This is a genomic window from Micrococcus sp. 63XJN7_8_ISO-PGPR-S23-253, from assembly GCF_056173425.1.
In genome coordinates, this window is the sequence record NZ_CM149673.1 from 1141291 (window position 1) to 1167025 (window position 25735).

The window sequence follows — 25735 nt, forward strand, 5'->3', positions numbered from 1 at the left end:
GCCGGAGCGCGGGCCCGGTGGCCGTCAGGACTCGAGCGGAGTGATCTCCCCGGAGAAGTGCGGGCGCCGGCGCCGCGCATCCCAGCCGCACACGCGCGTGCCGCCGTCGGGCCCGGGCTCGTAGCGGACGGCCACGGTGGTCGGGAGCACGACGGGCGCCTCGAAGTCGATGTGCCAGCGGAACCCGGCGCCGGCCGGCTCCCGGCCCTCGAGCATCCGGGCGGCCAGGAACATCCCGTGGGCGATCGCGCCCTTCATGCCGAACAGTCGGGCCGAGACGCCCGTCAGGTGGATCGGGTTCCAGTCCCCGGAGACGCCCGCGTACCGGCGCCCGGCCCCCGTCCCGAAGCGCCACTGGGCGGTCGGCGTCGGCGGCACGAAGTCCAGGCGGGCGGGCCGCTCGGGACGCAGGCCGGAGAGGTGGACGCCCTTGGCGAGGTACCGGGAGACGCCCTCCCACAGCAGTGCCTCCCCGCCGTCGTCGCCGGGCCCCTCGACGGTCACGACGACGTCCACGGCCGTGCCCGCGTGGTGCGGGACGAGACCCACCGCGCGCGCGGTGACGCGCAGGGCGGTCTCCGCCGGGACGGGCCGGTGGTGCAGGACCGTGTTGCTCAGGTGCACCAGCCCGGGCAGGGGCAGCGGGAACTCGGGGTCGGCCATCAGCTCCATGGCCGCGCCGAACACCTGGGTGTGCACCAGGACCGAGGGCAGGTCCGCCGGATCCGCAGACCCGACGGCCCCGCGCCACGCGGTCACGGCCTCGGCCGGGATGCGGTGGCCGGTCACGACCACCTGACGGTCCGGCAGATCGCGGGGACGGCGCCGACGGACGACGGCGTCCGTGGCGGCGCGCCCAGCGGCCCGGACGTAGAGCCGGCCGAGGGAGGGCGGGGCGGAGAGCTGCGTGGTCTGCATCCTCACGCCCCCAGCTTCGACTGGCCGCAGACCCGCAGCGTGGCCCCGTTGGTGCCGCCCGCGGCGTCCGAGGCGAGCCAGGCCACCGTCTCGGCCACGTCCTGCGGCAGGCCGCCCTGCTGCAGCGCGTTGAGCCGTCGGCCCACCTCGCGCGTGGCGAGCGGGATCTTCGCGGTCATCTCGGTCTCGATGAAGCCCGGGGCCACCGCGTTGATCGTGCCCCCGCGGGCCGCGAGGACCGGGGCGGACGCCGCGGTCAGGCCGATGACCCCGGCCTTCGAGGCCGCATAGTTCGTCTGGCCGCGGTTGCCCGCGATGCCGGAGATGGAGGCCAGGCCCACGATGCGCAGCCCCTGACCCACCACGTCCCGGGCGTCCTCGGAGAGGAACGCCTCGTTCATGGCCAGCTGGGCCGTGGTGTTCACGGCGAGGACGGAGTCCCAGCGCGCGGCGTCCATGTTGGCCAGCATCCGGTCCCGGGTGATCCCGGCGTTGTGCACCACCACGTCCATCCGGCCGTGCCGGGTGCGGCAGTGCTCGAGGATGCGAGCGCCCGCGTCCGGCGCCGTGATGTCCAGGGCGAGCGCGGTGCCGCCCACCTCGTTCACGACCTCGGCCAGCGCCTCGCCCGCCGCCGGGACGTCCACGCCGACGACGGCGGCCCCGTCGCGGGCGAGCGTCCGCACGATGGCGGCGCCGATGCCGCGGGCGGCGCCCGTGACCACGGCGACCTTGCCGGCCAGCGGGCGCGCGGCGTCGGCGGGGACCGCGCCGTCGGCGGTGGCGACGGGCACGAACTGGCCGGAGACGTACGCCGCGCGGCCGGAGAGCAGGAACGCCAGCGCGCCGGCCGCACCGGGGGCGGTGAGCGGCACGCCCTCGCCCAGGACCAGGCCGTTGGCCGTGCCGCCGCGGCGCATCTCGTGCGCGATGGAGCGGGTCAGGCCCGTGACGCCCTGGCGGGCGGCGCGCAGGGTCGGGTCCGTGGCGGCCTCGGGGTCCTCGAACACCGTCACCACGCGCGAGGAGGAGCCCAGCGAGCGCAGCGCGCCGCCGATCTCCAGCGCCACCGCGCCGAGGTCCGCGGGCGTGGCGACCCCGTCGAAGCACGCGACGATCGCCGCGTGGCGGGCGCCCTCACGGGGGGCGTCGGCGACCTCGAGGCCCCACGAGGCCAAGAGGGTGCGGGCGTCCTCGGCTGCGGGGGTCGCGCCCAGGACGAGCACGGAGCCGGGCAGCACGGGGTCGCCGGGGGTGTGCCGGCGCAGCTCGACGGGCTGAGGCAGGCCCAGGGCGCCGGTGAGGCGGCGGCCCAGGGGCGAGGCGACGAAGGTGCCGTAACGGTCGGTCATGGTCGGTCCTCTCGGGTCGGGTCGGTCAGGGCTCAGCGGCCGCGGAGCAGGGCGACGATGCCCTGGCCGCCGGCAGCACAGACGGAGATGAGGCCGAGGGAGCCCTCCCCCTTCTCATGCAGCATCTTGGCCAGCAGGGCGACGATGCGGCCGCCGGTGGCGGCGAAGGGGTGACCGGCCGCCAACGAGGAGCCGTGCACGTTGAGCCGGGCGCGGTCCACCGAGCCCAGCGCACCCGGCAGCCCGAGGCGCTCGCGGCAGTACTCCTCGTCCTCCCAGGCGGCGAGCGTGGACAGGACGGTGCCGGCGAACGCCTCGTGGATCTCCACGAAGTCGAGGTCGTCGAGGGTGAGCCCGTGCCGGGCCAGCAGGCGCGGGACGGCGTAGGCGGGGGCCATGAGCAGGCCCTCGTGCCCGTCGACGAAGTCCACGGCGGCGTTCTCCATGTCCACGAACTCGGCGAGCACGGGCAGCCCGCGCTCGGCGGCCCACTCCTCGGAGGAGAGCAGCACCGCGGAGGCGCCGTCGGTGAGCGGGGTGGAGTTGCCGGCCGTCATGGTCGCCTCGTCCCCCAGCTGGCGGCCGAACGCGGGCTTCAGGCCGGCCAGCTTCTCCGGCGTGGAGTCGGGGCGGAGGTTGTTGTCGCGGGCCAGGCCGTGGAACGGGGTCACCAGATCGTCCATGTACCCGGCGGCGTAGGCGGCGCCGAGGTTCCGGTGGGAGGCCGCGGCGAGCTCGTCCTGGGCCTGACGGGTGATGCCCCACTTGTGGGTGGTCAGGGCCTGGTGCTCGCCCATGGACATGCCGGTGCGCGGCTCGCCCGCGCCGGCCGGCTCGGGCACGAGCTGCCCGGGGCGCAGCTGGGCGAGGGCGCGCAGGCGGTCCTTCGTGGTCTTGGCGGTGTTGAGCTGCAGCAGCACGCGGCGCGCGCCGTCGGAGAGCGAGACGGGTGCGTCCGAGATCGAGTCCACGCCGCCGCCGATGGCGGAGTCGAGCTGGCCGAGCCGGATCTTGTTGGCGAGGGTGCCCAGGGCCTCCATGCCGGTGGCGCAGGCCACCTGGACGTCGGCGGCGGGGGTCGCGGCGGAGAGCGCGGAGCCCAGGACGGCCTCGCGGGTGAGGTTGAAGTTGCGCGGGTGCTTGAGGACGGCGCCGGCGGTGACCTGGCCGAGGCGCTCGCCCTGGAGCCCGAACCGCGCGACGAGGCCGTCGAGCGTGGCCGTGAGCATCTCCTGGTTCCCGACCTCGGCGTAGGCGGTGTTGGCGCGGGCGAAGGGGATGCGGTTGCCGCCCAGGATGACGGCGGGGCGCAGCGCTCCGCCGGCGACGGCGGGGCGGGAGGCGGTCTCGGACGCGGGGGTCTCGTGGTGGGTCATGACGGTCCTCTCGACGGCGGGCCCACCGCCGACGCGGCGGGGGGCGTTTTCACCCCGGACGATACGGACGTCGGCGGGGTGGGTGACTGTGACCCACAGTACCTGATACGCTCGGTTTCGTGAACCCCGTCACGTCCACCGCCCGGGACGGTCGCAGCGTCCGCTGGGACCGGCACCGCGCCGAGCGCCGTCTGGAACTGGTCCGGGCCGCCCGGTCGGCCGTGCACGCCCTGGGCGCACACGCCTCGATGGAGGAGATCGCGTCCCACGCAGGCACCTCCAAGACCGTCTACTACCGCTACTTCGGCGACCGCGAGGGCCTGCGCCTGGCGGTGTCCGAGCGGGTCACCGCCCACATGGAGCGCCGCCTGCTCGAGGTCGCGGACGAACCGGTCTCCGAGCCCGAGGCGCTGCGTCGCATGGTCGAGGTGTACCTCACGGTCGCGGCGACGTCGCCCGAGGTGTACGCGTTCGCCGTCGCCCCGTCCCCCGCCACGGCCGAGGCCCCTGTGCTGGGCCCGTTCCTCGAGCGCGTCTACGCGGTGCTCGAGTCGGGCCTGGTACGCGGGATGGCCGCGCGGGGCCACGCCCCGGCGCCGGCGGACCCGCTCGCCCTGTGGCCGCGCGCCGCCGTCGGCCTCGTCCGGGCCGCCGCCGAGACCTGGCTGCGGACCCCGGCCGCCGGGCGCATTCCGGTCGAGGCGATGGCCCGCGCCATCGCCGACTGGCTGCTCACCGGCCTCCTCGGCGCCGCGCCCGGCGCCTCCCTCGAACCCGCGGCGGCGGACGCCGACCGCGCCCGCCCCCACTCACGAACAGGAGCATCGTCATGACCGTCCACGAGAAGCTCGCCCCCCAGTCCCCGACGCACAGCACCGAGGTTCCCTCCGACGTCGCCGAGATCGCGCCCGAGCGGCCGACGCCCGGCTCCCTCGACGCCGCGGCCCTCGAGGAGGCCCTCCTCGGCCGCTGGGCCGCGGAGCGCCGCGAATCCCGCGAACTCGCCAAGGACCCCGCCCTGTGGCGCGACCCGCTGCTCGGCATGGACGAGCACCGCGCCCGCGTCCTGCGGCAGCTGGGCGTCCTCGTGGAGCGCAACGCGGTCCATCGCGCCTTCCCGCGCGAGTTCGGCGGCGAGGACAACCACGGCGGCAACCTCGCCGCCTTCGGTGACCTCGTGCTCGCTGACCCCTCCCTGCAGATCAAGGCCGGTGTGCAGTGGGGCCTGTTCAGCTCGGCGATCCTGCACCTGGGCACCGCGGAGCACCACCGCCGGTGGCTGCCGGGCGCGATGGACCTGAGCGTCCCGGGCGCCTTCGCCATGACCGAGATCGGGCACGGCTCGGACGTCGCCTCGATCGCCACGACCGCCACGTACGACGAGGCGACCCAGGAGTTCGTCATCCACACCCCGTTCAAGGGCGCCTGGAAGGACTACCTCGGCAACGCCGCGCTGCACGGCAGGGCGGCCACGGTCTTCGCGCAGCTGATCACCCGGGGCGTCAACCACGGCGTGCACTGCTTCTACGTCCCCATCCGGGACGAGAAGGGTGCCTTCCTGCCCGGCGTGGGCGGCGAGGACGACGGCCTCAAGGGCGGACTGAACGGCATCGACAACGGCCGTCTGCACTTCACCCAGGTCCGCATCCCGCGCACCAACCTGCTCAACCGCTACGGCGACGTGGCCGAGGACGGGACCTACTCCTCGCCCATCGCCTCCCCCGGGCGTCGTTTCTTCACGATGCTCGGCACGCTCGTCCAGGGCCGCGTCTCCCTGTCCCTCGCCGCCACCACGGCCTCCTTCCTCGGCCTGCACGGTGCGCTGGCCTACGCGGAGCAGCGCCGCCAGTTCAACGCCTCCGACCCGCAGCGGGAGGAGGTGCTGCTGGACTACCAGAACCACCAGCGCCGCCTCATCGACCGCCTGGCCCGCGCCTACGCGGACGCCTTCGCCTCCAACGAGCTCGTCGAGAAGTTCGACGACGTCTTCTCCGGCCGCTCCGACACGGACGTGGACCGGCAGGAGCTCGAGACGCTCGCCGCGGCCGTGAAGCCCCTGACCACGTGGCACGCCCTGGACACCCTGCAGGAGGCCCGCGAGGCGTGCGGCGGCGCCGGGTTCCTCGCCGAGAACCGGGTGGCCCAGATGCGCGCCGACCTGGACGTGTACGTCACATTCGAGGGCGACAACACGGTGCTCCTGCAGCTGGTGGGCAAGCGTCTGCTGACCGACTACTCGAAGGAGTTCGGACGTCTCAACGTGGGCGCCGTCTCCCGCTACGTGGTCCATCAGGCCTCGGACGCCATCCACCGTGCGGGCCTGCACAAGGTCGTCCAGTCCGTGGCCGACGGCGGGTCCGAGCGCCGCTCCGCGAACTGGTTCAAGGACCCCGCCGTGCAGCATGAGCTGCTCACCGAGCGCGTCCGCGCCAAGACCGCCGACGTCGCCGGCACCCTCTCGGGGGCCCGGGGCAAGGGCCAGGCGGCCCAGGCGGAGGCGTTCAACACGCGCCAGCACGAGCTCATCGAGGCCGCCCGCAACCACGGCGAGCTGCTGCAGTGGGAGGCCTTCACCCGCGCCCTGGAGGGCATCACGGATGAGACCACGAAGACTGTCTTGACGTGGCTGCGCGACCTCTTCGCGCTGCGCCTCATCGAGGACGACCTCGGCTGGTTCGTGGCCCACGGCCGCGTCTCGAGCCAGCGCGCCCGGGCCCTGCGCGGCTACGTCAACCGGCTCGCCGAGCGGCTGCGCCCCTTCGCCCTCGAGCTCGTCGAGGCGTTCGGCCTCGAGCCCGAGCACCTGCGCATGGCGGTGGCCACGGACGCCGAGACCCAGCGCCAGGAGGAGGCCCACGCCTGGTTCACGGCCCGCCGGGCCGCCGGCGAGGAGCCGGAGGACGAGAAGGCCGTGCGCGCCCGCGAGAAGGCGGCGCGGGGTCGCCGCGGCTGACCGCGGCCGTCCCCGGACGCACCGGGCCCCCGTCACCTCGCGGTGGCGGGGGCCCGTGTGTGTGATCGGGCGGGCTCAGCGCAGCACGGCCTCGTAGACCTCGATCGTGCGCTCCGCGATGGTCTCCCACGAGAAGTGCTCAATCGCGCGTGCCCGGCCGGCCTCACCCATCGCGCGGGCGCGCTCCGGGTCCTCCACGACGCGGGTGAGCGCGGCCGCGAAGTCGGCGGCGAACCCCTCCTCGTCCACGGGCGCCCCCGTGCCGTCGTCGACCTGCTCGAAGGGCACGAGCAGGCCGGTCTCGCCGTCCTGCACGACCTCCGGGATGCCGCCCACGGCGGAGGCGACGACGGCGGTGCCGCACGCCATCGCCTCGAGGTTGACGATGCCCAGCGGCTCGTAGACCGAGGGGCAGGCGAACACGGTGGCGGCCGTGAGGATCTCCATCACCTCGTGGCGCGGGATCATCCCCTCGATCACGACGACGCCCTGGCGGGTGCGCCGCAGCTCGGCGATCAGTCCGTTGACCTCGTGCGCCAGCTCCGCGGTGTCCGGGGCGCCCACGCACAGCACGAGCTGGACGTCCTCCGGCAGCCGCAGGGCCGCACGGAGCAGGTGGGGCACGCCCTTCTGGCGCGTGATGCGGCCGACGAATGCGACGGAGGGCTTGTCCGGGTCGATTCCGTACTTCTCCAGTGCGGCGGTGCCGGTCTGCGGGGTCCAGACCTGCGTGTCGATGCCGTTGTGGACCGTGTGCACCTTCGCCGGGTCCACGTCCGGGTAGCAGGCCAGGATGTCCCGACGCATGCCGTCCGAGACCGCGATGACCGCGTCCGCCCCGAGGTACGCCGTGCGCTCGGCCCAGCTGGACAGGGCGTAGCCGCCGCCGAGCTGCTCCGCCTTCCAGGGGCGCAGCGGCTCGAGGGAGTGCGCGGAGAGGACGTGGGGGGCCTCGTGCAGGAGCTTGCCGAGGTGGCCGGCCAGGTTGGCGTACCAGGTGTGGGAGTGGATGACGTCGGCGCCCTCGAGGTCGCCGAGGATCGTGAGGTCGGTGGCCAGGGTCTGCACGGCCCCGTTGGCGGCGTCGAACCCGGGCGGGTTCGGGTACGTCAGGACGCGGGCCCCGTGGTAGTCCGGGTCACGCGGCTCGCCGAAGGCGTGCACGCGGACGTCGACGCGGGAGGCGAGGACGCGGGTCAGCTCGGCGACGTGGACGCCGGCACCGCCGTAGATGGACGGGGGGAACTCTTTGCTCACGATGTCGATGCGCACGCCCCCAACCTAGTTCAGCCCGGCGGGGGTCGATAGTCTGGCGGCACGGATGCCCCGCACGCCCCGAGCACGCGTGCGGGTCGCGACGACCCGGCTCACGAGGAGTGACGCAGATGGTGCAGAAGAAGGTCCTCTCGGTCGTGCTGGCGGGCGGTGAGGGCAAGCGCCTGATGCCGCTGACGGCCGACCGTGCCAAGCCGGCCGTCCCGTTCGGCGGCACGTACCGCCTCATCGACTTCGCGCTGTCCAACCTGGTCAACAGCCGGTACCGCGAGATCGTCGTGCTGACGCAGTACAAGTCGCACTCGCTGGACCGCCACATCTCCGAGACGTGGCGGATGTCCACGCTGCTGAACAACTACGTGGCCTCCGTGCCGGCGCAGCAGCGCCGAGGCAAGGACTGGTTCACGGGCAGCGCGAACGCGATCTACCAGTCCATGAACCTGATCCACGATGCACGGCCGGACATCGTCGTCGTCATCGGCGCGGACCACGTCTACCACATGGACTTCCAACAGATGGTGGACCAGCACATCGCCTCGGGCGCCAAGGCGACCGTGGCCGCGGTGCGCCAGCCGCTCGAGCTGGCCTCCTCGTTCGGGGTGATCGAGACGGACCCGCAGGACAGGACGCGGATCTCGGCGTTCGTGGAGAAGCCGGAGACGACCCCCGGCCTGCCGGACGACCCCACGCAGTTCCTGGCCTCGATGGGCAACTACGTGTTCGACACGGACGCCCTCGTGGCGGCGCTGAACCAGGACGAGGAGAACCCGGAGTCGAACAACGACATGGGTGGGGACATCATCCCGCTGTTCGTGGAGCGCGGCGAGGCCGGGGTGTACGACTTCACCGCCAACGAGGTGCCCGGGGGCACGGCCGGCAAGCACTACTGGCGGGACGTCGGCACCCTGGACTCCTACTACGACGCGCACATGGACCTGGTGCAGCCGTGGCCGGAGTTCAACCTCTACAACCGGGAGTGGCCGCTCTACACCCGCCAGTCCGTCTCCCCGCCGGCCAAGCTGGTGCGCTCGTCCACCCGCCGCCCCGGCTCGGCGAACGACTCGATCCTCTCCCAGGGCGTGGTCATCTCCGGCGGCACCGTGGCCCAGTCCGTGCTCTCCACGGACGTGCGCGTGCAGAACGAGGCGTGGGTGGAGCAGTCGGTGCTGCTGGACTCCGTGGTGATCGGCGAGGGGGCCCACGTGCGCAACGCGATCCTGGACAAGAACGTGGTCGTGCCCCCGGGCGCGCGCATCGGCTTCGACCGGGCGGAGGACGAGGCGAACGGCTACACCGTGACAGAATCCGGCCTGACGGTGCTCTCCAAGGGCCAGCCCGTCCCGAAGCCGCACTGACGCGGCCCCGGGCCGCCGGTCCCGGACCACCGCCGACGCGCGGGCACGCCCCGGTGTGTCCGCGCGTCGCCGTCCCCGCTGGATCCCCGACCGGAGGCTCGCCTTGACCGACACCACCCCCGACCTCGACGCCACCAACGTCACCCGCGCTGAGGCCGCAGACCGCTCCCGCCTGCTCACGGTGCAGGACTACGTCGTGGACGTGGACCTCTCCGACGCCCGGGACGCCGCGACCGACACCTATCCGGTCCGCACCGTGATCCGCTTCGCGTGCGCCGAGCCGGGCGCGCAGACCCACCTGGACTGGATCCACGGGGGTGTGGAGTCGGTGACCCTCAACGGCACGGCGCTGGACGTGGCCGAGGTCGTGGGCGAGGCCCGGGTGCTGCTGCCCGACCTGGCGGCGCAGAACGTGGTCGAGCTGGTCGGCCGGTCCGTGTACTCCCGGTCGGGCGAGGGCCTGCACCGCTTCACGGACCCCGCCGACGGCGAGGTCTACCTCTACACCCAGTACGAGCCCGCCGACGCGCGCCGCGTGTTCCCGGACTTCGAGCAGCCGGACCTCAAGGCCGCCTTCACCTTCTCCCTCACCGGGCCTGAGGACTGGGTGCTGGCCTCGAACCGACCGGAGGTGTCCCGGACGCCGGCCGGGGACGGTGTCGTCCGGGTGGAGTTCGCCCCGACGCTCCCCCAGTCCACCTACATCACGGCGCTGCTCGCCGGCCCCTATGCGCAGTGGGAGGACGCCTGGGACGGTCACCCGGCCGGCGGTGCGCAGGCCGTGCCGCTGCGGCTGTTCACCCGGCGCACGATGGCCGACGCGTTCGACCCCGAGGCCGTGTTCGACGTGACGAAGCGGGGGCTGACGTTCTTCCACGACCTCTTCGGCGTCGCCTATCCGTGGGGCAAGTACGACCAGGCGTTCGTGCCCGAGTACAACCTCGGCGCCATGGAGAACCCGGGCCTCGTGACCTTCACCGAGGACTTCGTGTTCACCTCGCGGGCCACCGCGGTCCAGTACGAGGGCCGGGCCAACGTGATCCTGCACGAGATGGCGCACATGTGGTTCGGCGACCTCGTGACGATGCACTGGTGGGACGACCTGTGGCTCAAGGAGTCGTTCGCGGACTACATGGGCGCCCTCGGCGTGGACGAGGCCACCGACTTCCGGACCGCGTGGGTGACCTTCGCGTCCCGCCGCAAGGCCTGGGCGTACGTGCAGGACCAGATGCCGACGACGCACCCCATCGTCGCGGACATCGTCGACCTCGAGGCCGCCCGTCAGAACTTCGACGGCATCACCTACGCCAAGGGCGCCTCCGTGCTCAAGCAGCTGGCCGCCTACGTGGGCCGTGACGCGTTCCTCGACGCCGCGCACCGCTACTTCGCCGCCCACGCGTGGGGCAACGCCTCCCTCGCCGACTTCATGGCCGCGCTCGAGGCCGCCTCCGGGCGGGACATGCGCGCGTGGGCGGACGCGTGGCTGCACACCTCCGGCGTGCCCCGGCTGCGGGTCGACGTCGACGGCGACGCCCCGGTGCTGCGCCAGGAGGGCACGGACCCGGTCACGGGCGGGCCGATCCTCCGCCCGCACGTGCTGAAGGTCGGCGTGTTCACGCCCGGGCAGGACGGCGTCCTGCGCCGCACCGCCCAGGTCACCGCCGACGTGCCGGGCGGGGCGGAGGGCGCGGCCGTGCCCCTGCCGGACCTCGAGGTCCCCGGGGGCGTCCGCCTCGTGCTGCCCAACGACGAGGACCTCACCTACGCCGCCGCCGCGCTCGACGCGGACTCGCTGCGCGCGGCCCTGACGCACCCCATCGCGGACCCGCTCGCGGAGGCCACCGTGTGGGCCGCCCTGTGGTCGATGACCCGCGACGGCGAGCTGCCGGTCGCCCGGTTCCTCGACGCGGTCGCGACGCTGTCCGCGCGGATCGCGACCGTGGGCGTGCACGCGCAGGTGCTGGCGCAGGCCGCCGCGGCCGTGGGCCAGTACTCCCGCGCCGAGGACCGGGACGCTCTGCGCGCTCGACTGGGCGAGGTGCTGGCCGAACAGACCCGGACGCTCGAGGCCGGCTCCGACCGCCAGCGCACCGCGGCCCGCACGTGGGCGACGCTGGCGCGGGCCGACGTCGGGATGGCCGCGGCCCTCGAAGCCGCCCTGCTCGGCGAGGACGCGGCGACGTCGGCGCCGGGCCTGGCGATCGACGCGGAGCTGCGCTGGCTCGTGCTCCAGGCCCTCGCCGCGACCGGCCGAGCCGACCAGGACCGCCTGGACGCGGAGCTCGAGGCCGGCCGCACCGCCCAGACGGTCACGTGGCATCGCCTCGCCACGGCCGCCCGCCCCGAGGCCGAGGTCAAGGCCGCGGCGTGGGAGGCGGTCATGTCCGGTCGCACGGCCACCGGCACGGAGCTGTCCAACGACCTGCTCTCGGCCACGGCGGCCGGCTTCGCCGCGGGCGAGGTCGAGCTCCTCGCCCCCTACGAGTCCGGCTTCTGGCCGCGCCTGACCTCGGTGTGGTCCTCGCGGTCCAACGGGCTGGCCTCGCGCGCGATCGGCGGGCTGTTCCCGGGCCGCCAGGACGCGGTGGCCGGCGGCGCCGGCGCGCAGGAGTCGCACCCGACGCTGGCCGCGGCCCAGCGCTGGCTGGACGAGCACCCGGACGCCCCAGGTGCCCTGCGGCGCCTGGTCGTGGAGCACACGGACGCCCTGCGGCGGTCCCTGCGCGTGCAGGCGGTGCAGCCGGCGGGCTGAGCCGCCGGCCCGGTCCAGCCCACCGTGGTCACGACACGCCGCGTCCCTGCGGGAGAGACGGCGTGTCGTGACCACGGTGGCTCAGGGCACCCGCGCCGTCCACTCCGGGGTCGTGAACTTGGTGCGGGCCAGCTGCTCGGCCTCCTCGCGGGTGGCCTCGTCCAGCTCGACGCGGCGGGCGCCGTAGCGCTCCTCGAAGGTGGTCATCATGGTCTCCCAGATCTCCGCGCGGGAGACGCCGGTCTGGCGGCGGAGCGGGTCCACCCGCTTCTTCGCCGAGGCCACCCCCTTGCCGCGCAGCTTCTCCCGGCCGATGCGCAGCACCTCGAGCATCTTGTCCGCGTCGATGTCATAGCTCATCGTCACGTGGTGCAGGAGCCCGGCCGTGCCCACCCGCTTCTGCGCGGCGCCGCCGATCTTCCCCTGGTCCGTGGCGATGTCGTTGAGCGGCTGGTAGAACGCGTGCACGCCGAGCCGGGAGAGCGCGTCCATGGTCCACTCGTCCAGGAACGGGTAGGTCTCCGCCGTCTCCAGCCCGTCGACCAGCGACGACGGCACGTGCATCGAGTACGTGACGCAGTTGTCCGCCTCCATGAACATCGCGCCGCCGCCGGAGATCCGCCGCACCACGTTGATGCCGTGCCGCCGCGCTCCCTCGGGGTCCACCTCGTTGGCCAGGGACTGGAAGGCGCCGATCACCACGGCCGGCTCGTTCCACTGCCACAGGCGCATGGTCGGCTTGCGTCGCCCCTCGGCCACCTGTCGGGTGAGCACCTCGTCCAGGGCCACGGTCAGCGCGATCGGCATCGGCTCGGGCCCGATGACCTCCCACTCGTGGTCCTCCCACGTGGTCGCCTTGCCGAGGGCGCGGCGCACGGCCGAGGCGACCGCGAAGGCGTCCACGCCGAACAGCTCGGCCTCGGGTCGCAGACCCCGCTCGACGGCCTCCCGGATGACGCGGTGCTCGGCGTCCGTGGACAGCCCGGCCACCGCCGCGTTGAGGTCCTCGAGCGCCTCGTCCGGCTCGAGGAAGAAGTCGCCGTTGATGCTCGCCGTCGCGATCCGGCCGTCCGCGAGGCTCAGGTCCGCCGCGACCAGCTTGCCGCCGATCACCTTGTATTCACCGTGGAGAGTCGTCATGCCCGTCAGCCTACGGGCGACGCGACGGGCCCCGCACCGCCCGGATCGCTCCGGGGGCGCGGGGCCCGTCGTCGTGCTGTGCGTGCGGCTCAGGCCGCCGCGGTCACTTCTTGCCGCCGAAGCCCTTGAAGCGGGCGTTGAAGCGCTCGACGCGGCCGGCGGTGTCCATGATGCGCTGCTTGCCCGTGTAGAACGGGTGCGAGGCGGCCGAGATCTCGACGTCGATCACCGGGTAGGTGTTGCCATCGGTCCACTCCGCGGTCTTGTCGGAGTTCGCGGTGGTGCGGGTGAGGATCTTCTCACCGGAGGCGAGGTCGTTGAAGATGACGTAGCGGTAATCCGGGTGGATCTCAGACTTCATGGTGCATCCTTCGTTTCAGCCGCCTGATTGGGACCAGGGGCGCGAGAGGTGTGGTCAGGGGGCCTGCCGGAGGGCGGGCCAGCCGCCCACTCTACCGCACCCGGGCCGGTCAGCGCGCGCGCAGCTCCCACAGCGCGACCGCCGCGGCCGCGGCCACGTTCAGCGAGTCGACGCCGTCGGGCATGGGGATGACGACGTCGGCGTCGGTCTGGGCGAGGGTCTCGGGACGGACCCCCGGCCCCTCCTGGCCGAGGACGAGGGCCAGGCGCTCGGCGGTGCGCAGCGGCTCGATCCGAGCGGAGTCCAGGCCCACGGCGCGCTCCGTCACCTCGAGGGCGGCCACCGCGAACCCGGCCGCCCGCAGCGCGGGCAGCGACGCGGCGACCGGACCGGGCAGGCGCGCCCACGGCAGGCGGAACACCGTGCCCATCGAGACGCGGATGGCGCGCCGGTACAGCGGGTCGGCGGCCTGCGGGGTGAGCAGCAGCGCGTCCCAGCCGAGGGCGACGGCGGAGCGCACCACGGCGCCCAGGTTCGTGTGGTCCACGAGGTCCTCGGCGATGAGCACGCGCCGGGCGCCCGCGAGGACGTCGGCGAGCGGCCGGGGTGCGGGGCGGTCCATCGCGGCCAGGGCGCCGCGGTGCAGGTGGAACCCCGTGAGGGCCTCGAGCACGTCGTCGGGTCCGGTGAAGACCGGGACGTCCGGATGGGCGGCGAGCACGTCCGCGAAGGACTCGCGGTAGCGGTCCCCCAGCAGGAAGGAGCGCGGGGTGTGTCCGGCGTCCAGCGCGCGGCGGACCACCTGGGAGGACTCGGCGAGGAAGACGCCGTGCTCCGCGTCGACGCGACGGCGCAGGGCCGCGTCCGTCATGGTCGTGTAGGGGGCCAGGCGGGGGTCGGCGAGGTCCTCGATCCGCTCCAGGCGCACCTCGCGGGTCCCGCCCTCACCCACCCGCGACCTGCCGCATCACCATGACCACCAGCCCGGCCAGGCCCACGATCACGATGGTGACGCGCAGCGCCGTGGGCGAGATGCGCCGCCCGATCCGCGCGCCCACGAGCCCGCCCACAAGTGAGGAGAGCGCGATCAACAGGACGGCCCGCCAGTCGATGCGGTCGAAGGCGAAGAGCAGGTAGAACGCGGCGGCGGTGAGGTTGACCACCAGCGACAGCCACGTCTTCACCGCGTTGGCGTGCACGAGGGTGCCGCCCACCAGCAGCACGCCGAAGATCGCCATGAGCATGACACCCTGGGCGGCCACGAAGTAGCCGCCGTAGATGCCGGTCAGGAACACGAGCGTCCACAGCGTCGGGGTCACGGGGCCCACCGGCACGGGAGAGTCCGCGCCGGGGGTCGGTCCCTGGTCCTCCGCCCGACGCCGGACCCACCCCTGGATGCGCGGCTGCAGCACGACGACCGTCAGGGCCACCACGAGCAGCACCGGCGCGACGTAGCCGAACACGGCCGGGGGCAGCGTGGTGAGCAGCGCGGCGCCGATGACCCCGCCGAGCAGGGACGCGACGGTCAGCTTCGGCAGGAGCGCCCGGGACTGGGCCAGCTCGCGGCGGTACCCGTACGTGCCGGAGAAGCCCGAGGCCACCAGGCCCATCGCGTTGGAGACCTGGGCCGTCACGGGCGGGAACCCGACCGCCACGAGCGTCGGGAAGGTGACGAGCGTGCCCGAGCCGATCACCGAGTTGATCGTGCCGGCCCAGAACCCCGCGAGCAGCACGAGCAGGACCTGCCACAGGTCCATGCCCAGCAGCTGCGCGGTCAGCAGCCCCGTCACCGGGCGACGGCGGTGTACCGACCGCCGGTGCGGGTCACCTTCAGGTCCGTGCCGAACGCCGCGGAGAGGTGCTCCTCGGTGAGCGTCGACTCGATGGGCCCGGCCGCCACGACGCCGCCGTCCCGCAGCAGCAGGGCATGCGTGAAGCCCGGGGGCACCTCCTCGAGGTGGTGCGTGACGAGGACCAGGGCGGGCGCGTCCTCGTCCGTGGCGAGCGCCGTCAGCTGGCGCACGAGGTCCTCCCGCCCGGCGAGGTCCAGGCCCGCGGCGGGCTCGTCCAGCAGGAGCAGCTCGGGATCGGTCATCAGGGCACGGGCGATGAGCACGCGCTTGCGCTCACCGTCGGAGAGGGTGCCGAACGCGCGGTGCGCGAGGCGGGAGAGCCCCCAGGTCGCCACGAGGCCGAGCGCGCGGGCGCGATCCTCCGTCTCGTACCGCTCGCGCCACGTGCCGGTGATCCCGTAGGCGGCGGTGACGACGGCGTCCTGCACGGTCTCGTTCGCGGGCACCTGGGCGGCGAGCTGGGCGGAAGACAGGCCGATGCGCGGGCGCAGCTCGAACACGTCGACGGCGCCGAGCACCTCGTCCAGCACGCCGACGTCGCCGGCGGTCGGGTGCAGGCGGGCCGCGGCCAGCTGGAGCAGCGTGGACTTGCCGGCGCCGTTCGGGCCCATCACGATCCACCGCTGCCCCGCGCGGACCGTCCAGTCCAGGGGGCCGAGGATGTCGGTGGTGCCGCGGCGCACGCGCACGCGGCGCATCTGCAGCACGGCGTCCTCATCCGGGAGGAACCAGTCGTCGAGAGGCGCGGGGGTGGTCATGGGGGCCAGCCTAGTCCGGCTGGCCTGCGCGTCGCCGATGCGACGCACGCCCGGCCGCGCCCGCACCCCCGCCTAGGATGCCGCGCATGAGCACCCTGCGCCGCCTCGTCGTCACCGCCGACCCCGCCCTCCTCGTCACGGACGCGCCCCCGGCCGGCGTGCCCGACGACGCCGAGCGGCTCACCGACGACGGCCTGCTGGGCTGGCGCTTCGCCGCGGACGAGTGGGCCGCGGCCCCGGAGCCGGGCTCCGGGTGGGACGTGCTCACGCTGCCGGCGGCGGTCGCCGCCGCACCGGCGCCCCTCGTGGTGACGGACGTGGACTCCACGCTGATCCGGCAGGAGGTCATCGAGCTGCTCGCCGCCCACGCCGGCCGCGAGGCCGAGGTCGCCGAGGTGACGGAGCGGGCGATGCGCGGCGAGCTCGACTTCGCCGCCTCGCTGCACGCGCGCGTCGAGGCGCTCGCGGGGCTGCCCGTGGGCGTCGTGGCGGACGTGGTGCGGGCCATCCGGCCCACCGACGGAGCCCTCGCGCTGATCGAGGCCGTCACCGCGGCCGGCGGCCGGGTGTGCGCGGTCTCCGGCGGCTTCACCCAGGTGCTCGCCCCGCTGGCCGAGGCGTGGGGCGTGCACGCCTACTGCGCCAACGAGCTCGAGGTCCGGGACGGGCACCTCACCGGGAAGGTGCTCGGCGACGTGGTGGACCGCGCGGCGAAGGCCGCCATGCTGCGCGCCTGGGCCGAGGACGCGGGGCTCACCCCCGAGCAGGCCGTGGGTGTGGGCGACGGCGCCAACGACATCGACCTGCTCGAGGCGGCCGGCTGCGGCGTGGCCCTGTGCGCGAAGCCGATCCTCCGGGAGCACGCGGACGTCGTCGTCGACGTGCCCTCCTTCACCCCTCTGCGGTGGCTCCTCGGTCTCTGAGGCGCCCGCGCCCGGAGGTCACGAGGGCCGGATCCCACGGATCCGGCCCTCGTCGTCAGGGGTGTGGTGCGGTTCAGCTCTGCTGGAGGAAGTCCTCGGCGCCGCCCACGAGCTCGGTGTGGCCGACCTCGAGGTCGTCGCGGCCCACGAGGGAGGCGATCTCGGCGGCGAACTCCTCCACGGAGTAGAGCCTGCCGGCGGCCTCGCGGCGGGCCTCGATGGCACCGGGCTCGGCGCGGTTGAGCAGGGTGGCGGTGATGGTGCCCTCGATCATGTCGCCGGAGACCACCACGAAGCCCACGCCCTTCTCCGTGAACGCGGGGATGCGCTCGCGCAGGGCGTCCTCGCCGGCGCGCTTGGAGCGGGCCACGGGCTCGTAGGAGTCCATCGTGGCGACCTCGTCGATGAAGTGCGCCTGGTGGGAGGTCACGAACACGATCTGCCCGCCCCCGTCCATGCGCTCGAGCGCGGCGTCGGCCAGCGCGGCCTGGGCGTCACGGTTGAGCTTCAGGGCGTAGTCCTCGCCGAACTGGGACTCCATGCCGCCCGAGGCGTTGAGCACCAGCACGTCCAGCGAGCCGAAGTGCTCCACGGCGGCGTCCAGCAGCGCGGCCCGGTCCTCGGCGACGGTCACGTCGCCGCCCACGGCCACGGCGCGGCCGCCGGCCTCCTCGATCTTCTGCACCACCTTGTTCGCGCGCGGCGCCTTCTGGCGGTAGTTCACCACGACGCCCGCGCCGCGGGCGGCCAGCAGCTCGGCGGTGGCGGCTCCGATGCCGCGGGAGGAGCCGGTGACGACGACGCCGCGTCCGGCCAGGTCCTGCTCGGTCATGTTCTGTGCTTCCTGTCTGCTCAGCGGTCGGTGGTCGTCAGTGGCCCATGCCCAGGCCGCCGTCCACGGGGATCACGGCCCCGGAGATGTACGCGGCCTCGTCCGAGGCCAGCCAGCGCACGACGCCGGCCACCTCCTCCGGGGCGGCGAAGCGGCCGGCCGGGATGGACGTCTTGTACTGGGCCTTGAGCTCGTCGTCGAGGGACTGCGTCATCTCGGTGTCGATGTAGCCGGGGGCCACGACGTTCGCGGTCACGCCGCGCGCGCCGAGCTCGCGCGTGATCGAGCGGGCCATCCCGACGAGGCCGGACTTGGAGGCGGCGTAGTTGACCTGGCCGGGCGAGCCGAGCAGGCCCACCACGGAGGAGACCAGGACGATGCGACCCCGCTTCAGGCGCATCATGCCCTTGGTGGCACGCTGCACCACGCGGAAGGCGCCGGTGAGGTTCGTGTCGATCACCGAGGTGAAGTCGGCCTCGGACATGCGCAGCAGCAACTGATCGTGGGTGATGCCCGCGTTGGCCACGAGCACCTCGACCGGGCCGTGGGCCTGCTCGACCTCGCGGAAGGCCGCGTCCACGGAGGCCGCGTCCGTCACGTCGGCCCGGACCGCGAGGACCCCCTCCGGCCCCTCCCCCGAACGGGAGGTGATGGCCACGCGGTCGCCGTTCGCGGCGAACGCCCGGGCGATGGCCAGGCCGATGCCGCGGTTGCCCCCCGTGACGAGGACGCTGCGGCCGGCGGCTTGCGCGTCCGCTGCGGGCGTGGTGGTCTGATCGGCCATGGGAACACCTTCCGGACGGGACGGGACTAGACTGGAGCACCGGCGCGGCGTCGTCGACGCCGTCCTGCGGGACGCCGCCGACGGCGGGCGCGCCGGCATGTGAACCACCACTCTACGTCCGCGGCCGCGCGGGGGCCCTCCGCAGGGCGCGACGTGCCAGGAGGATGCGCCATGACCAGCTCCGCCGCCGGCTCCCGAGCCGGCCGTCCCGCCCACGCCGGGCGCGGGGCGACACCGGAGGTCCAGGGGGTCACCACCGCCGCCGCCGGCCGCAGCGCGGACCGGGAGGCGCGCATGAGGGTCTACCTGGTCCAGATGATGGTCCGCACCGCCTGCTTCGTCGCCGCGCTCTTCACCCACGGCTGGTGGCAGCTCGGGTTCATCCTCGGCGCGGTCGTGCTGCCCTACGTCGCCGTCGTGCGCGTGAACAACACCGGCCCGCAGCAGGCCGGCACCCTGCGTGCCGTGCCCGCCCAGGGACCGGCCCTGACCCCCCGCCCCGACGACGCGGCGGCGCCCGAGCCGATCGTGCTCACCGGCGACCTCGTGGACGACCCGCGCGACCGTGCGCCCCGGGCGCTGGGCCGAGGGTCCTCGTCCGCCGGCGGTCCCGGCCTGCCCGGACGGGGCGCCGCGTGATCGGGGCGGGCCCGGGCGAGCCGGGCATGGACCTGCTGGGCGCCCTGGCGGCCGGCCGCCTCGACCCCGCCGCCGGTGCCTCCGCCGCCCGATCCCCGCACGCCGCCGCGGACGGGCCCGAGCGGCCGGTCTGCTCGCGTCGCGGCTGCACCGCGGAGGCCGCCTGGGCCCTGGAGTGGAACAACCCGCGCGTCCACGCCCCGGACCGCGTGAAGACCTGGCTGGCCTGCGCGGACCATCGGCCCTTCCTGGACGACTTCCTGAGCGCCCGCGGCTTCCTGCGGCGCTCCCGCCCGCTCGACCCGGCCGCCACGCAGACGCCCGAGGTCGACACGCCCGAGACCCCGCAGGAGCCCCCGCGCCCATGAGCACCCCCGCCCCCATGACGGCCCCGAACGCCCGCGACGCCGAACGCCTGCCGCCCCTGCGCTTCGGCTTCCTCGCCACCGGCCCGTGGATCCTCGGCTTCGTGGTGTGCGTCCTCTTCGCGTTCCTGTGCCACGCGCTCGCCCAGTGGCAGTGGGACCGCCGCGTGGAGGTCCAGCACCGCGTCAACCGCGTCCTGGAGAACTACGACGACGACCCGGTCCCGTTCGCCGAGGCCTCCCGGCTGTTCACCGCGTTCCAGACCGAGGACGAGTGGACGCCCGTGACACTGACCGGCGAGTACCTCGTCGACGAGACGCTCATCGTCCGCAACCGCCCCCGGGCCGGCCAGCCCGGCTACGAGGTACTCGTGCCGTTCCGGACGGACGAGGGCCCCGTCGTCGTGGTGGACCGCGGCTGGCTCCCGGTGGGCAACAGCCCGGGGCGTCCGGACGCCGTGCCGACCCCGCCCACCGGCCACACCGAGGTCGTGGTGCGGGTCAAGCCCGGGGAGCCGGCCCTGGACCGCGACGCCCCGGACGGTCAGGTGCCCTCGATCGACCTCGCCGAGATCGCCGACACCGTGGGCGGACCCGTGGCCGGGACTGCCTACGGGATCATGGTCACGGAGGACCCGGCGGTGGAGCCGATGCCGCAGAAGCTCGTCGAGCCCACCCTCGACGAGGGCCCGCACCTGTCCTACGCGATCCAGTGGTACCTGTTCGCGGCCATGGGCTTCGGGGTGTGGGGGTACTCCGCGTGGATGCGCGCCCGCAACGACCGGGCCGACGCCCTCGACGACGCCGCGGACGACGGGCTGCTCTCCGCGCACCGGGTCCCCCGCGCCAAGCCGGTCCGGCGACGCGACGGGCGGCTCACGGACGAGGAGGCCGAGGACGCGCTCTTCGACTGAGCCCGCCCTCCGCCTCGGCGGCCCGCGCACTCAGGCGAGGGTGATGAGGTCCCTGTAGTCGTCGTTCCAGAGGTCCTCGACCCCGTCCGGCAGCAGCACCACGCGCTCGGGGTCGAGCGCCTCGACGGCGCCCTCGTCGTGGGTCACGAGCACCACGGCGCCCTCGTACTGATGCAGCGCGTTCAGGATCTCCTCGCGGCTGGCGGGGTCGAGGTTGTTCGTGGGCTCGTCCAGCAGCAGCACGTTCGCACTCGAGGCCACGAGCGTGGCCAGCGCCAGGCGGGTCTTCTCGCCACCGGAGAGGACGCGGGCGGGCTTGTCGACGTCGTCGCCCTGGAAGAGGAACGATCCGAGCAGCGTGCGCGCCTGGGTGTCGCCGAGCTGCGGGGCGGCGTGGCGCATGTTGTCCAGGACCGACGCGTCCTGGTCCAGGGTGTCGTGCTCCTGGGCGAAGTAGCCCAGCTTGAGCCCGTGGCCCGCCTGCACCTCCCCGGTGTCCGGGGTCTCCTCCCCGGCGAGCATGCGCAGCAGCGTCGTCTTGCCGGCGCCGTTGTAGCCCAGGATCACCACGCGCGAGCCGCGGTCGATCGCCAGGTCCACTCCCGTGAAGATCTCGAGCGAGCCGTAGGACTTGGAGAGGTTCTCGGCGCGCAGCGGCGTCTTGCCGGAGGCCTGCGGGGTGGGGAAGCGGATCGCGGCCACGCGGTCGACCGCGCGCTCGCCCTCGACGCCGCGCATGAGCCGCTCCGCGCGCTTGATCATGTTCTGCGCGGCGGTGGCCTTGGTCGCCTTGGCGCGCATCTTCTCGGCCTGGGCCATGAGGGCCGAGGCCTTCTTCTCCGCGTTGGCGAACTCCCGGCGGCGGCGCGCCTCGTCCTGCTGGCGCTGGGCGAGGTAGTTCTTCCACGTCATGTTGTAGACGTCCATGGTCTGCCGGTTCGCGTCCAGGTAGAGGACCTTGTTCACGGTCATCTCCATGAGCTCCACGTCGTGCGAGATCATCAGGAGGCCGCCGGAGTAGGTCTTCAGGTAGTCGCGCAGCCACACGATCGAGTCGTGGTCGAGGTGGTTGGTGGGCTCGTCCAGCAGCATGATGTCCGCGTCGGAGAAGAGGATGCGGGCGAGCTCCACGCGGCGGCGCTGGCCGCCGGAGAGGGTGTGCAGCGGCTGGTCCAGGACGCGGTCCGGCAGGCCGAGGTTGGACGTGATCCGGGCGGCCTCGGACTCGGCCGCGTAGCCGCCGCGGGCCTCGAACTCCGCCTCCAGGCGGGAGTAGCGGTTCATCGCCCGCTCCCGCTCGGCGTCGTCGACGGCGGCCATCCCGGCCTCGGCCTCGCGCATGCGGCGGATGGTCTGGTCCAGGTCGCGGGCGGAGAGGATGCGGTCACGGCCGGACTGGTCCATGTCCTCGACCTTGGGGTCCTGGGGCAGGTAGCCGATGCGACCGGTCCGGGTCACGGTGCCCGCCGTGGGCTGCCCGCCGCCGGCCAGGACCTTGGTCAGCGTCGTCTTGCCGGCGCCGTTGCGCCCCACGAGGCCGACCTTGTCCCCCTTGTCCACGCGGAAGTTCACCTCGTCCATGAGGAGACGGGCGCCCACGCGCAGTTCGACATCGGTGACGGTCAGCATGGGGGTGTCAGGCTCCAGGGGTCGAGGGAAGAACAGGGGTGCACCGGCGGGGCCCGGCCGATCTCGACGGGCGGGGGCCAGTGCGGTGCCGGGCCAGTCTAGTCCGTCTACACTCTGGCCCCATGAGCTTCAACGAGAACGTGCAGATCGACGCCGGCCGGGCCCGATCGGGCGGTGGCGGCGGGCTGGGGGGCCGGGGCATCGCCATCGGCGGTGGCGGCGGCCTGCTCGCGTTGCTGCTCGCGATCTTCGCCCCCGGGCTGGCCGAGCAGCTCGGGATCGACACGGGCGGCGGGTCCGTCGGCCAGAGCCAGTACCAGCAGCAGACGGGCTCGGGCGGCCAGGGCCAGCCCCTCTCGGACGAGGAGTGCGCCAGCGGTGCGGACGCCAACCAGAACACGGACTGCCGCGTCATCGCGACCACCGAGGCTGCGGACGAGTTCTGGGGCGAGTACCTGGCGCAGTTCTCGGACATCCAGTGGCGCCAGCCGCAGCTGACCCTGTTCCAGGGCGGCGTGAGCACCGGCTGCGGCAGCGCCTCCTCGGCCACGGGCCCGTTCTACTGCCCGGCGGACGAGTCCATGTACTTCGACACCGCGTTCTTCGAGACGCTGCAGACCGACTTCGGCGCCGAGGGCGGGCCGCTGGCGGAGGAGTACATCGTGGCGCACGAGTACGGCCACCACGTCCAGCAGGTCACCGGCTACCTGCAGCACTCCAAGGACGGGACCACCGGCCCCACCTCCGGCGCCGTGCGCGCGGAGCTGCAGGCCGACTGCTTCGCCGGCATGTGGGCCGGGCACGCGGCCTCCACCGTGGACCCCGAGTCCGGTGAGTCGTTCCTGAAGCCGATCTCGCAGGACCAGCTGCGCCAGGCCATCGACGCGGCCTCCGCCGTGGGCGATGACCGCATCCAGTCCACCCACACCGGTCGGGTGGACCCCGAGGCGTTCACGCACGGCACCTCCGAGCAGCGCATGGCCTGGTTCATGCGCGGCTACCAGAGCTCCCAGCAGGAGCCGGACATCCGTCAGTGCGACACGTTCCGGGCCTCCTCCCTGGACATCTGAGCCGGGAGCCCCGGGGCGCCTGCGGGCCCGTCCGCACTCCCCCACCACGACGGCGGCCCGTCACCTTCGCGCAGAAGGTGACGGGCCGCCGTCGTGGTCCGGGCCGGATCAGATGTTGAAGCCGAGGGCGCGCATCTGGTCGCGGCCGTCCTCGGTGATCCGCTCGGGGCCCCACGGGGGCATCCAGACCCAGTTCAGCCGCCACTCGTCCACCATGGTGCCGATCGCGCGGGAGACCTGGTCCTCGATCTCGTCCGTGAGCGGGCAGGCCGCGGTGGTCAGGGTCATGTCCACGAGCAGCGCGCCGTCGTCGGCGTAGTGCAGCCCGTAGAGCAGGCCCAGGTCCACGACGTTGACGCCCAGCTCCGGGTCGATGACGTCCTTGAGGGCCTCACGGATGTCCTCCGTGGGCGCCTGGTTCGTGGTCTCCGTCATCTCAGGCCCCCGCCGCGGCCTTCTCGAAGCGGGCGTAGCCCTCGGCCTCGAGCTGCTCGGCGAGCTCCGGGCCGCCGGACTCGGCGACGCGGCCGTCCACCAGCACGTGCACGTGGTCCGGCTTGATGTAGTTGAGGATCCGCGTGTAGTGGGTGATCAGCAGGGTGCCCATCTCGTTCTGCGCCTGGGCGCGGTTGACGCCCTCGGAGACGATGCGCAGCGCGTCGACGTCGAGGCCGGAGTCGGTCTCGTCGAGGATCGCGAACTTGGGCTTGAACAGCTCGAGCTGGAGGATCTCGGCGCGCTTCTTCTCGCCGCCGGAGAAGCCCTCGTTGACGTTGCGGTTCATGAACGCCGGGTCGATCTGCAGGGCCTCGAAGGCGCCCTTGACGTCCTTGGTCCAGGTGCGCAGCGAGGGGGCCTGGCCGTCGAGCGCGGTCTTGGCGGTGCGCAGGAAGTTGGTCATGGTGACGCCCGGGATCTCCACGGGGTACTGCATGGCCAGGAAGAGGCCGGCCTGCGCGCGCTCGTCGACGCTCATCTCCAGCACGTCCTCGCCGTCGAGGGTGATGGAGCCGGAGGTGACCTCGTAGCGCGGGTGGCCGGCGATGGTCGAGGCCAGGGTGGACTTGCCGGAGCCGTTCGGGCCCATGATCGCGTGGGTCTCGCCCGTCTCGATGGTCAGGGAGAGGCCCTTCAGGATCTCCTTGGGGCCGTTCTCGGTCGCGATCTGCACGTGCAGGTCGGTGATCTGCAGGGTTGCCATGGTGGTTCTCCTCGGGTGGAAGGCGGTGGGGTCTGCGGGGCGTCGGTCAGAGCTGCGCGATGCGGAGCTCGTCCTCCATGACGGCGGTCAGCTCGTCCTCGACGTCGCCGATGCCGATCTTCTGGATGATCTCGTTGAGGAAGCCGCGCACGATCAGGCGGCGGGCCTCGGTCTCGGAGATGCCGCGGGCCATCAGGTAGAACAGCTGGGTCTCGTCGAAGCGGCCGGTCGCGGACGCGTGGCCCGCACCCTCGATCACGCCGGTCTCGATCTCCAGGTTCGGCACCGAGTCCGCGCGCGCCCCGTCGGAGAGCAGCAGGTTCTGGTTCTTCTCGTACGTGTCCGTGCCCTCGGCCTCCTTGCGGATCAGCACGTCGCCCACCCATACGGTGCGCGCGTCCGTGCCCTGCAGGGCGCCCTTGTAGAGCACGTTCGAGACGCAGTCCGGCTGGTTGTGGTCCACGAACAGGCGGTTCTCGAGGTGCTGACCGGCGTCGGCGAAGTACAGGCCGTACATCTCGGCCTCGCCGCGCTCCGCGGCGAACCGCGCGGTCGGGGTCAGCCGCACCACGCCGCCGCCGTAGGACACGGCCACGTGCTTGAAGTGCGCGTTCGTGGCGACCGAGGCCTGCTGGGCCGAGACGTGCACGGCATCGCCCTCCCAGGCCTGCAGCGCGACGACGTTCAGGCGGGCGTCGCGGCGCACGTCGAACTCGACGTTCTGGGCCAGCACGGCGGTGCCGCGGTGGGCGATCACGACGTCGGCCTGCGCGTTCTCCTCCACGAGCACGGTCAGGTGCATCGCGGCCGGGTCGGCGGAGGAGCCGACGACGTCGATGCGCACCGGCTCGGCGACCTCACCGGAGATCGTCACGACGGTGGCCTCGGAGACCGAGTTCCAGGCTGCGGCGGACACGCGGTCGTCCGGGGTCAGGACGGAGCCGACGCGGGCGTCGTCGCGGGCCACGGTCTCCACCGTGACGCCGGCCTGCTCGGCCACGGTCACGGCGGGGGCGGCGCCGGTCAGGCGCGCGTCATCGCCCTCGGGCAGGTGCAGCCCGCCCAGGCGCTTGAGCGGGGTGAAGCGCCAGTCCTCCTCGCGCCCCGTGAGCACGGGGAAGTCGGACAGCTCGAAGGAGCTGAGGCGATCGGCGCGCGAGCCCGCGGCGTTGCGCTCCCGGCCCCCGGCCCGGGCGGCCGGGTTCTGCGCGACGGTGAGCTTCTCGCCCTCCTCGCCCATGCCCGGGATCATGGTCCGCTGGGTGTTCTCCACGGTGTCGGTCAT

24 protein-coding genes are annotated in these 25735 nt (G+C 73.5%); 9 read left to right on the forward strand and 15 right to left on the reverse strand.

Annotated elements, in window-relative coordinates; genetic code table 11:
- Positions 1-24 precede the first annotated feature (24 nt).
- From AC0VX4_RS05250 to AC0VX4_RS05260, 3 genes are read right to left on the reverse strand one after another with little or no spacing between them, the layout of a single operon-like run.
- Positions 25-918 carry a MaoC family dehydratase gene (locus tag AC0VX4_RS05250; RefSeq protein WP_002855052.1) on the reverse strand — a complete coding sequence of 298 codons (894 nt, stop codon included), beginning with the start codon at positions 916-918 and terminating at the stop codon, positions 25-27.
- Positions 919-920: 2 nt separating this feature from the next.
- Entirely contained in the window at positions 921-2270 is a 1350-nt protein-coding gene (locus tag AC0VX4_RS05255; protein ID WP_002855051.1) for a 3-oxoacyl-ACP reductase, read from the reverse strand.
- Positions 2271-2302: 32 nt separating this feature from the next.
- Complete coding sequence (locus tag AC0VX4_RS05260; RefSeq protein WP_002855050.1) at positions 2303-3646, reverse strand: acetyl-CoA C-acetyltransferase; 1344 nt, start codon at positions 3644-3646, stop codon at positions 2303-2305.
- A 119-nt stretch (positions 3647-3765) separates the two neighbouring features.
- Between AC0VX4_RS05260 and AC0VX4_RS05265 the strand changes: the two genes are divergently transcribed.
- Both AC0VX4_RS05265 and AC0VX4_RS05270 read left to right on the forward strand, forming a co-directional pair.
- On the forward strand, positions 3766-4479 hold the full coding sequence (locus AC0VX4_RS05265) for a TetR/AcrR family transcriptional regulator (protein ID WP_002855049.1): 714 nt from the start codon (positions 3766-3768) through the stop codon (positions 4477-4479).
- Positions 4476-6599, forward strand: a complete 2124-nt coding sequence (locus AC0VX4_RS05270; protein WP_002855048.1) for an acyl-CoA dehydrogenase family protein — start codon at positions 4476-4478, stop codon at positions 6597-6599. The genes AC0VX4_RS05265 and AC0VX4_RS05270 overlap by 4 nt, the downstream gene beginning before the upstream one ends.
- Positions 6600-6674: 75 nt before the next feature.
- Here the strand turns inward: AC0VX4_RS05270 and glgA are convergent, their stop codons facing one another.
- The gene (gene glgA, locus AC0VX4_RS05275) at positions 6675-7871 is read right to left on the reverse strand and encodes a glycogen synthase (protein WP_002855046.1); all 1197 of its coding nucleotides are present in this window, start codon (positions 7869-7871) and stop codon (positions 6675-6677) included.
- A gap of 113 nt (positions 7872-7984) precedes the next feature.
- Between glgA and glgC the strand changes: the two genes are divergently transcribed.
- Positions 7985-9229, forward strand: a complete 1245-nt coding sequence (glgC, locus tag AC0VX4_RS05280; RefSeq protein ID WP_002855045.1) for a glucose-1-phosphate adenylyltransferase — start codon at positions 7985-7987, stop codon at positions 9227-9229.
- 103 nt (positions 9230-9332) lie between these two features.
- Positions 9333-11981, forward strand: a complete 2649-nt coding sequence (gene pepN, locus AC0VX4_RS05285; RefSeq protein ID WP_475464658.1) for an aminopeptidase N — start codon at positions 9333-9335, stop codon at positions 11979-11981.
- A gap of 81 nt (positions 11982-12062) precedes the next feature.
- Here the strand turns inward: pepN and AC0VX4_RS05290 are convergent, their stop codons facing one another.
- From AC0VX4_RS05290 to AC0VX4_RS05310, 5 genes are all read right to left on the reverse strand, one after another.
- A complete protein-coding gene (locus tag AC0VX4_RS05290; RefSeq protein ID WP_475464659.1) occupies positions 12063-13121 on the reverse strand; it encodes a lipoate--protein ligase family protein in 1059 nt (352 codons plus the stop codon).
- A gap of 103 nt (positions 13122-13224) precedes the next feature.
- On the reverse strand, positions 13225-13482 hold the full coding sequence (locus AC0VX4_RS05295) for a type B 50S ribosomal protein L31 (protein WP_002855042.1): 258 nt from the start codon (positions 13480-13482) through the stop codon (positions 13225-13227).
- Between the two features lie 109 nt (positions 13483-13591).
- The gene (locus AC0VX4_RS05300; RefSeq protein ID WP_002853876.1) at positions 13592-14434 is read right to left on the reverse strand and encodes a TrmH family RNA methyltransferase; all 843 of its coding nucleotides are present in this window, start codon (positions 14432-14434) and stop codon (positions 13592-13594) included.
- On the reverse strand, positions 14427-15272 hold the full coding sequence (locus AC0VX4_RS05305) for a sulfite exporter TauE/SafE family protein (RefSeq protein ID WP_475464660.1): 846 nt from the start codon (positions 15270-15272) through the stop codon (positions 14427-14429). The genes AC0VX4_RS05300 and AC0VX4_RS05305 overlap by 8 nt, the downstream gene beginning before the upstream one ends.
- Positions 15269-16093, reverse strand: a complete 825-nt coding sequence (locus AC0VX4_RS05310) for an ABC transporter ATP-binding protein (RefSeq protein ID WP_119217286.1) — start codon at positions 16091-16093, stop codon at positions 15269-15271. The genes AC0VX4_RS05305 and AC0VX4_RS05310 overlap by 4 nt, the downstream gene beginning before the upstream one ends.
- Before the next feature lie 86 nt (positions 16094-16179).
- Between AC0VX4_RS05310 and serB the strand changes: the two genes are divergently transcribed.
- A complete protein-coding gene (serB, locus tag AC0VX4_RS05315) occupies positions 16180-17016 on the forward strand; it encodes a phosphoserine phosphatase SerB (protein ID WP_475464661.1) in 837 nt (278 codons plus the stop codon).
- A gap of 73 nt (positions 17017-17089) precedes the next feature.
- Here serB and AC0VX4_RS05320 read toward each other — a convergent pair whose 3' ends face one another.
- Entirely contained in the window at positions 17090-17848 is a 759-nt protein-coding gene (locus tag AC0VX4_RS05320; RefSeq protein ID WP_002855338.1) for an SDR family oxidoreductase, read from the reverse strand.
- Positions 17849-17885: 37 nt separating this feature from the next.
- Positions 17886-18632 carry a 3-oxoacyl-ACP reductase FabG gene (gene fabG / locus AC0VX4_RS05325; protein ID WP_060774953.1) on the reverse strand — a complete coding sequence of 249 codons (747 nt, stop codon included), beginning with the start codon at positions 18630-18632 and terminating at the stop codon, positions 17886-17888.
- Between the two features lie 171 nt (positions 18633-18803).
- Here fabG and AC0VX4_RS05330 point away from each other — a divergent pair, with 171 nt between their 5' ends.
- The 3 genes from AC0VX4_RS05330 to AC0VX4_RS05340 are packed head-to-tail and all read left to right on the forward strand — an operon-like array spanning position 18804 to position 20550.
- Positions 18804-19271 carry a DUF3099 domain-containing protein gene (locus tag AC0VX4_RS05330; RefSeq protein WP_475464662.1) on the forward strand — a complete coding sequence of 156 codons (468 nt, stop codon included), beginning with the start codon at positions 18804-18806 and terminating at the stop codon, positions 19269-19271.
- A complete protein-coding gene (locus tag AC0VX4_RS05335) occupies positions 19268-19639 on the forward strand; it encodes a hypothetical protein (protein WP_475464663.1) in 372 nt (123 codons plus the stop codon). The genes AC0VX4_RS05330 and AC0VX4_RS05335 overlap by 4 nt, the downstream gene beginning before the upstream one ends.
- Positions 19636-20550: an SURF1 family cytochrome oxidase biogenesis protein gene (locus AC0VX4_RS05340; RefSeq protein ID WP_475464664.1), complete on the forward strand. Its 915-nt coding sequence runs from the start codon at positions 19636-19638 to the stop codon at positions 20548-20550. The genes AC0VX4_RS05335 and AC0VX4_RS05340 overlap by 4 nt, the downstream gene beginning before the upstream one ends.
- Positions 20551-20580: 30 nt before the next feature.
- Here AC0VX4_RS05340 and abc-f read toward each other — a convergent pair whose 3' ends face one another.
- A complete protein-coding gene (abc-f, locus tag AC0VX4_RS05345; RefSeq protein WP_002855330.1) occupies positions 20581-22179 on the reverse strand; it encodes a ribosomal protection-like ABC-F family protein in 1599 nt (532 codons plus the stop codon).
- A 122-nt stretch (positions 22180-22301) separates the two neighbouring features.
- Here abc-f and ypfJ point away from each other — a divergent pair, with 122 nt between their 5' ends.
- Positions 22302-23249: a KPN_02809 family neutral zinc metallopeptidase gene (ypfJ, locus tag AC0VX4_RS05350; protein WP_036334441.1), complete on the forward strand. Its 948-nt coding sequence runs from the start codon at positions 22302-22304 to the stop codon at positions 23247-23249.
- 108 nt (positions 23250-23357) lie between these two features.
- Here ypfJ and AC0VX4_RS05355 read toward each other — a convergent pair whose 3' ends face one another.
- From AC0VX4_RS05355 to sufD, 3 genes are read right to left on the reverse strand one after another with little or no spacing between them, the layout of a single operon-like run.
- On the reverse strand, positions 23358-23684 hold the full coding sequence (locus tag AC0VX4_RS05355; RefSeq protein ID WP_002855327.1) for a metal-sulfur cluster assembly factor: 327 nt from the start codon (positions 23682-23684) through the stop codon (positions 23358-23360).
- A 1-nt stretch (position 23685) separates the two neighbouring features.
- The gene (gene sufC / locus AC0VX4_RS05360; RefSeq protein WP_010078702.1) at positions 23686-24450 is read right to left on the reverse strand and encodes a Fe-S cluster assembly ATPase SufC; all 765 of its coding nucleotides are present in this window, start codon (positions 24448-24450) and stop codon (positions 23686-23688) included.
- A 46-nt stretch (positions 24451-24496) separates the two neighbouring features.
- Positions 24497-25735, reverse strand: coding sequence for a Fe-S cluster assembly protein SufD (gene sufD / locus AC0VX4_RS05365; protein ID WP_002855627.1), 1239 nt, complete (start codon positions 25733-25735; stop codon positions 24497-24499).

Excerpts from the sequence above, each read along its gene's own strand:
- AC0VX4_RS05250 (WP_002855052.1), bottom strand. The coding sequence starts at position 918 with ATGCAGACCACGCAGCTCTCCGCCCCGCCCTCCCTCGGCCGGCTCTAC.
- AC0VX4_RS05255 (WP_002855051.1), bottom strand. The coding sequence starts at position 2,270 with ATGACCGACCGTTACGGCACCTTCGTCGCCTCGCCCCTGGGCCGCCGC.
- AC0VX4_RS05260 (WP_002855050.1), bottom strand. The coding sequence starts at position 3,646 with ATGACCCACCACGAGACCCCCGCGTCCGAGACCGCCTCCCGCCCCGCC.
- AC0VX4_RS05270 (WP_002855048.1), top strand. The coding sequence starts at position 4,476 with ATGACCGTCCACGAGAAGCTCGCCCCCCAGTCCCCGACGCACAGCACC.
- glgC (WP_002855045.1), top strand. The coding sequence starts at position 7,985 with ATGGTGCAGAAGAAGGTCCTCTCGGTCGTGCTGGCGGGCGGTGAGGGC.
- AC0VX4_RS05290 (WP_475464659.1), bottom strand. The coding sequence starts at position 13,121 with ATGACGACTCTCCACGGTGAATACAAGGTGATCGGCGGCAAGCTGGTC.
- AC0VX4_RS05295 (WP_002855042.1), bottom strand. The coding sequence starts at position 13,482 with ATGAAGTCTGAGATCCACCCGGATTACCGCTACGTCATCTTCAACGAC.
- AC0VX4_RS05310 (WP_119217286.1), bottom strand. The coding sequence starts at position 16,093 with ATGACCACCCCCGCGCCTCTCGACGACTGGTTCCTCCCGGATGAGGAC.
- serB (WP_475464661.1), top strand. The coding sequence starts at position 16,180 with ATGAGCACCCTGCGCCGCCTCGTCGTCACCGCCGACCCCGCCCTCCTC.
- AC0VX4_RS05320 (WP_002855338.1), bottom strand. The coding sequence starts at position 17,848 with ATGACCGAGCAGGACCTGGCCGGACGCGGCGTCGTCGTCACCGGCTCC.
- fabG (WP_060774953.1), bottom strand. The coding sequence starts at position 18,632 with ATGGCCGATCAGACCACCACGCCCGCAGCGGACGCGCAAGCCGCCGGC.
- AC0VX4_RS05330 (WP_475464662.1), top strand. The coding sequence starts at position 18,804 with ATGACCAGCTCCGCCGCCGGCTCCCGAGCCGGCCGTCCCGCCCACGCC.
- AC0VX4_RS05340 (WP_475464664.1), top strand. The coding sequence starts at position 19,636 with ATGAGCACCCCCGCCCCCATGACGGCCCCGAACGCCCGCGACGCCGAA.
- abc-f (WP_002855330.1), bottom strand. The coding sequence starts at position 22,179 with ATGCTGACCGTCACCGATGTCGAACTGCGCGTGGGCGCCCGTCTCCTC.
- ypfJ (WP_036334441.1), top strand. The coding sequence starts at position 22,302 with ATGAGCTTCAACGAGAACGTGCAGATCGACGCCGGCCGGGCCCGATCG.
- AC0VX4_RS05355 (WP_002855327.1), bottom strand. The coding sequence starts at position 23,684 with ATGACGGAGACCACGAACCAGGCGCCCACGGAGGACATCCGTGAGGCC.
- sufC (WP_010078702.1), bottom strand. The coding sequence starts at position 24,450 with ATGGCAACCCTGCAGATCACCGACCTGCACGTGCAGATCGCGACCGAG.
- sufD (WP_002855627.1), bottom strand. The coding sequence starts at position 25,735 with ATGACCGACACCGTGGAGAACACCCAGCGGACCATGATCCCGGGCATG.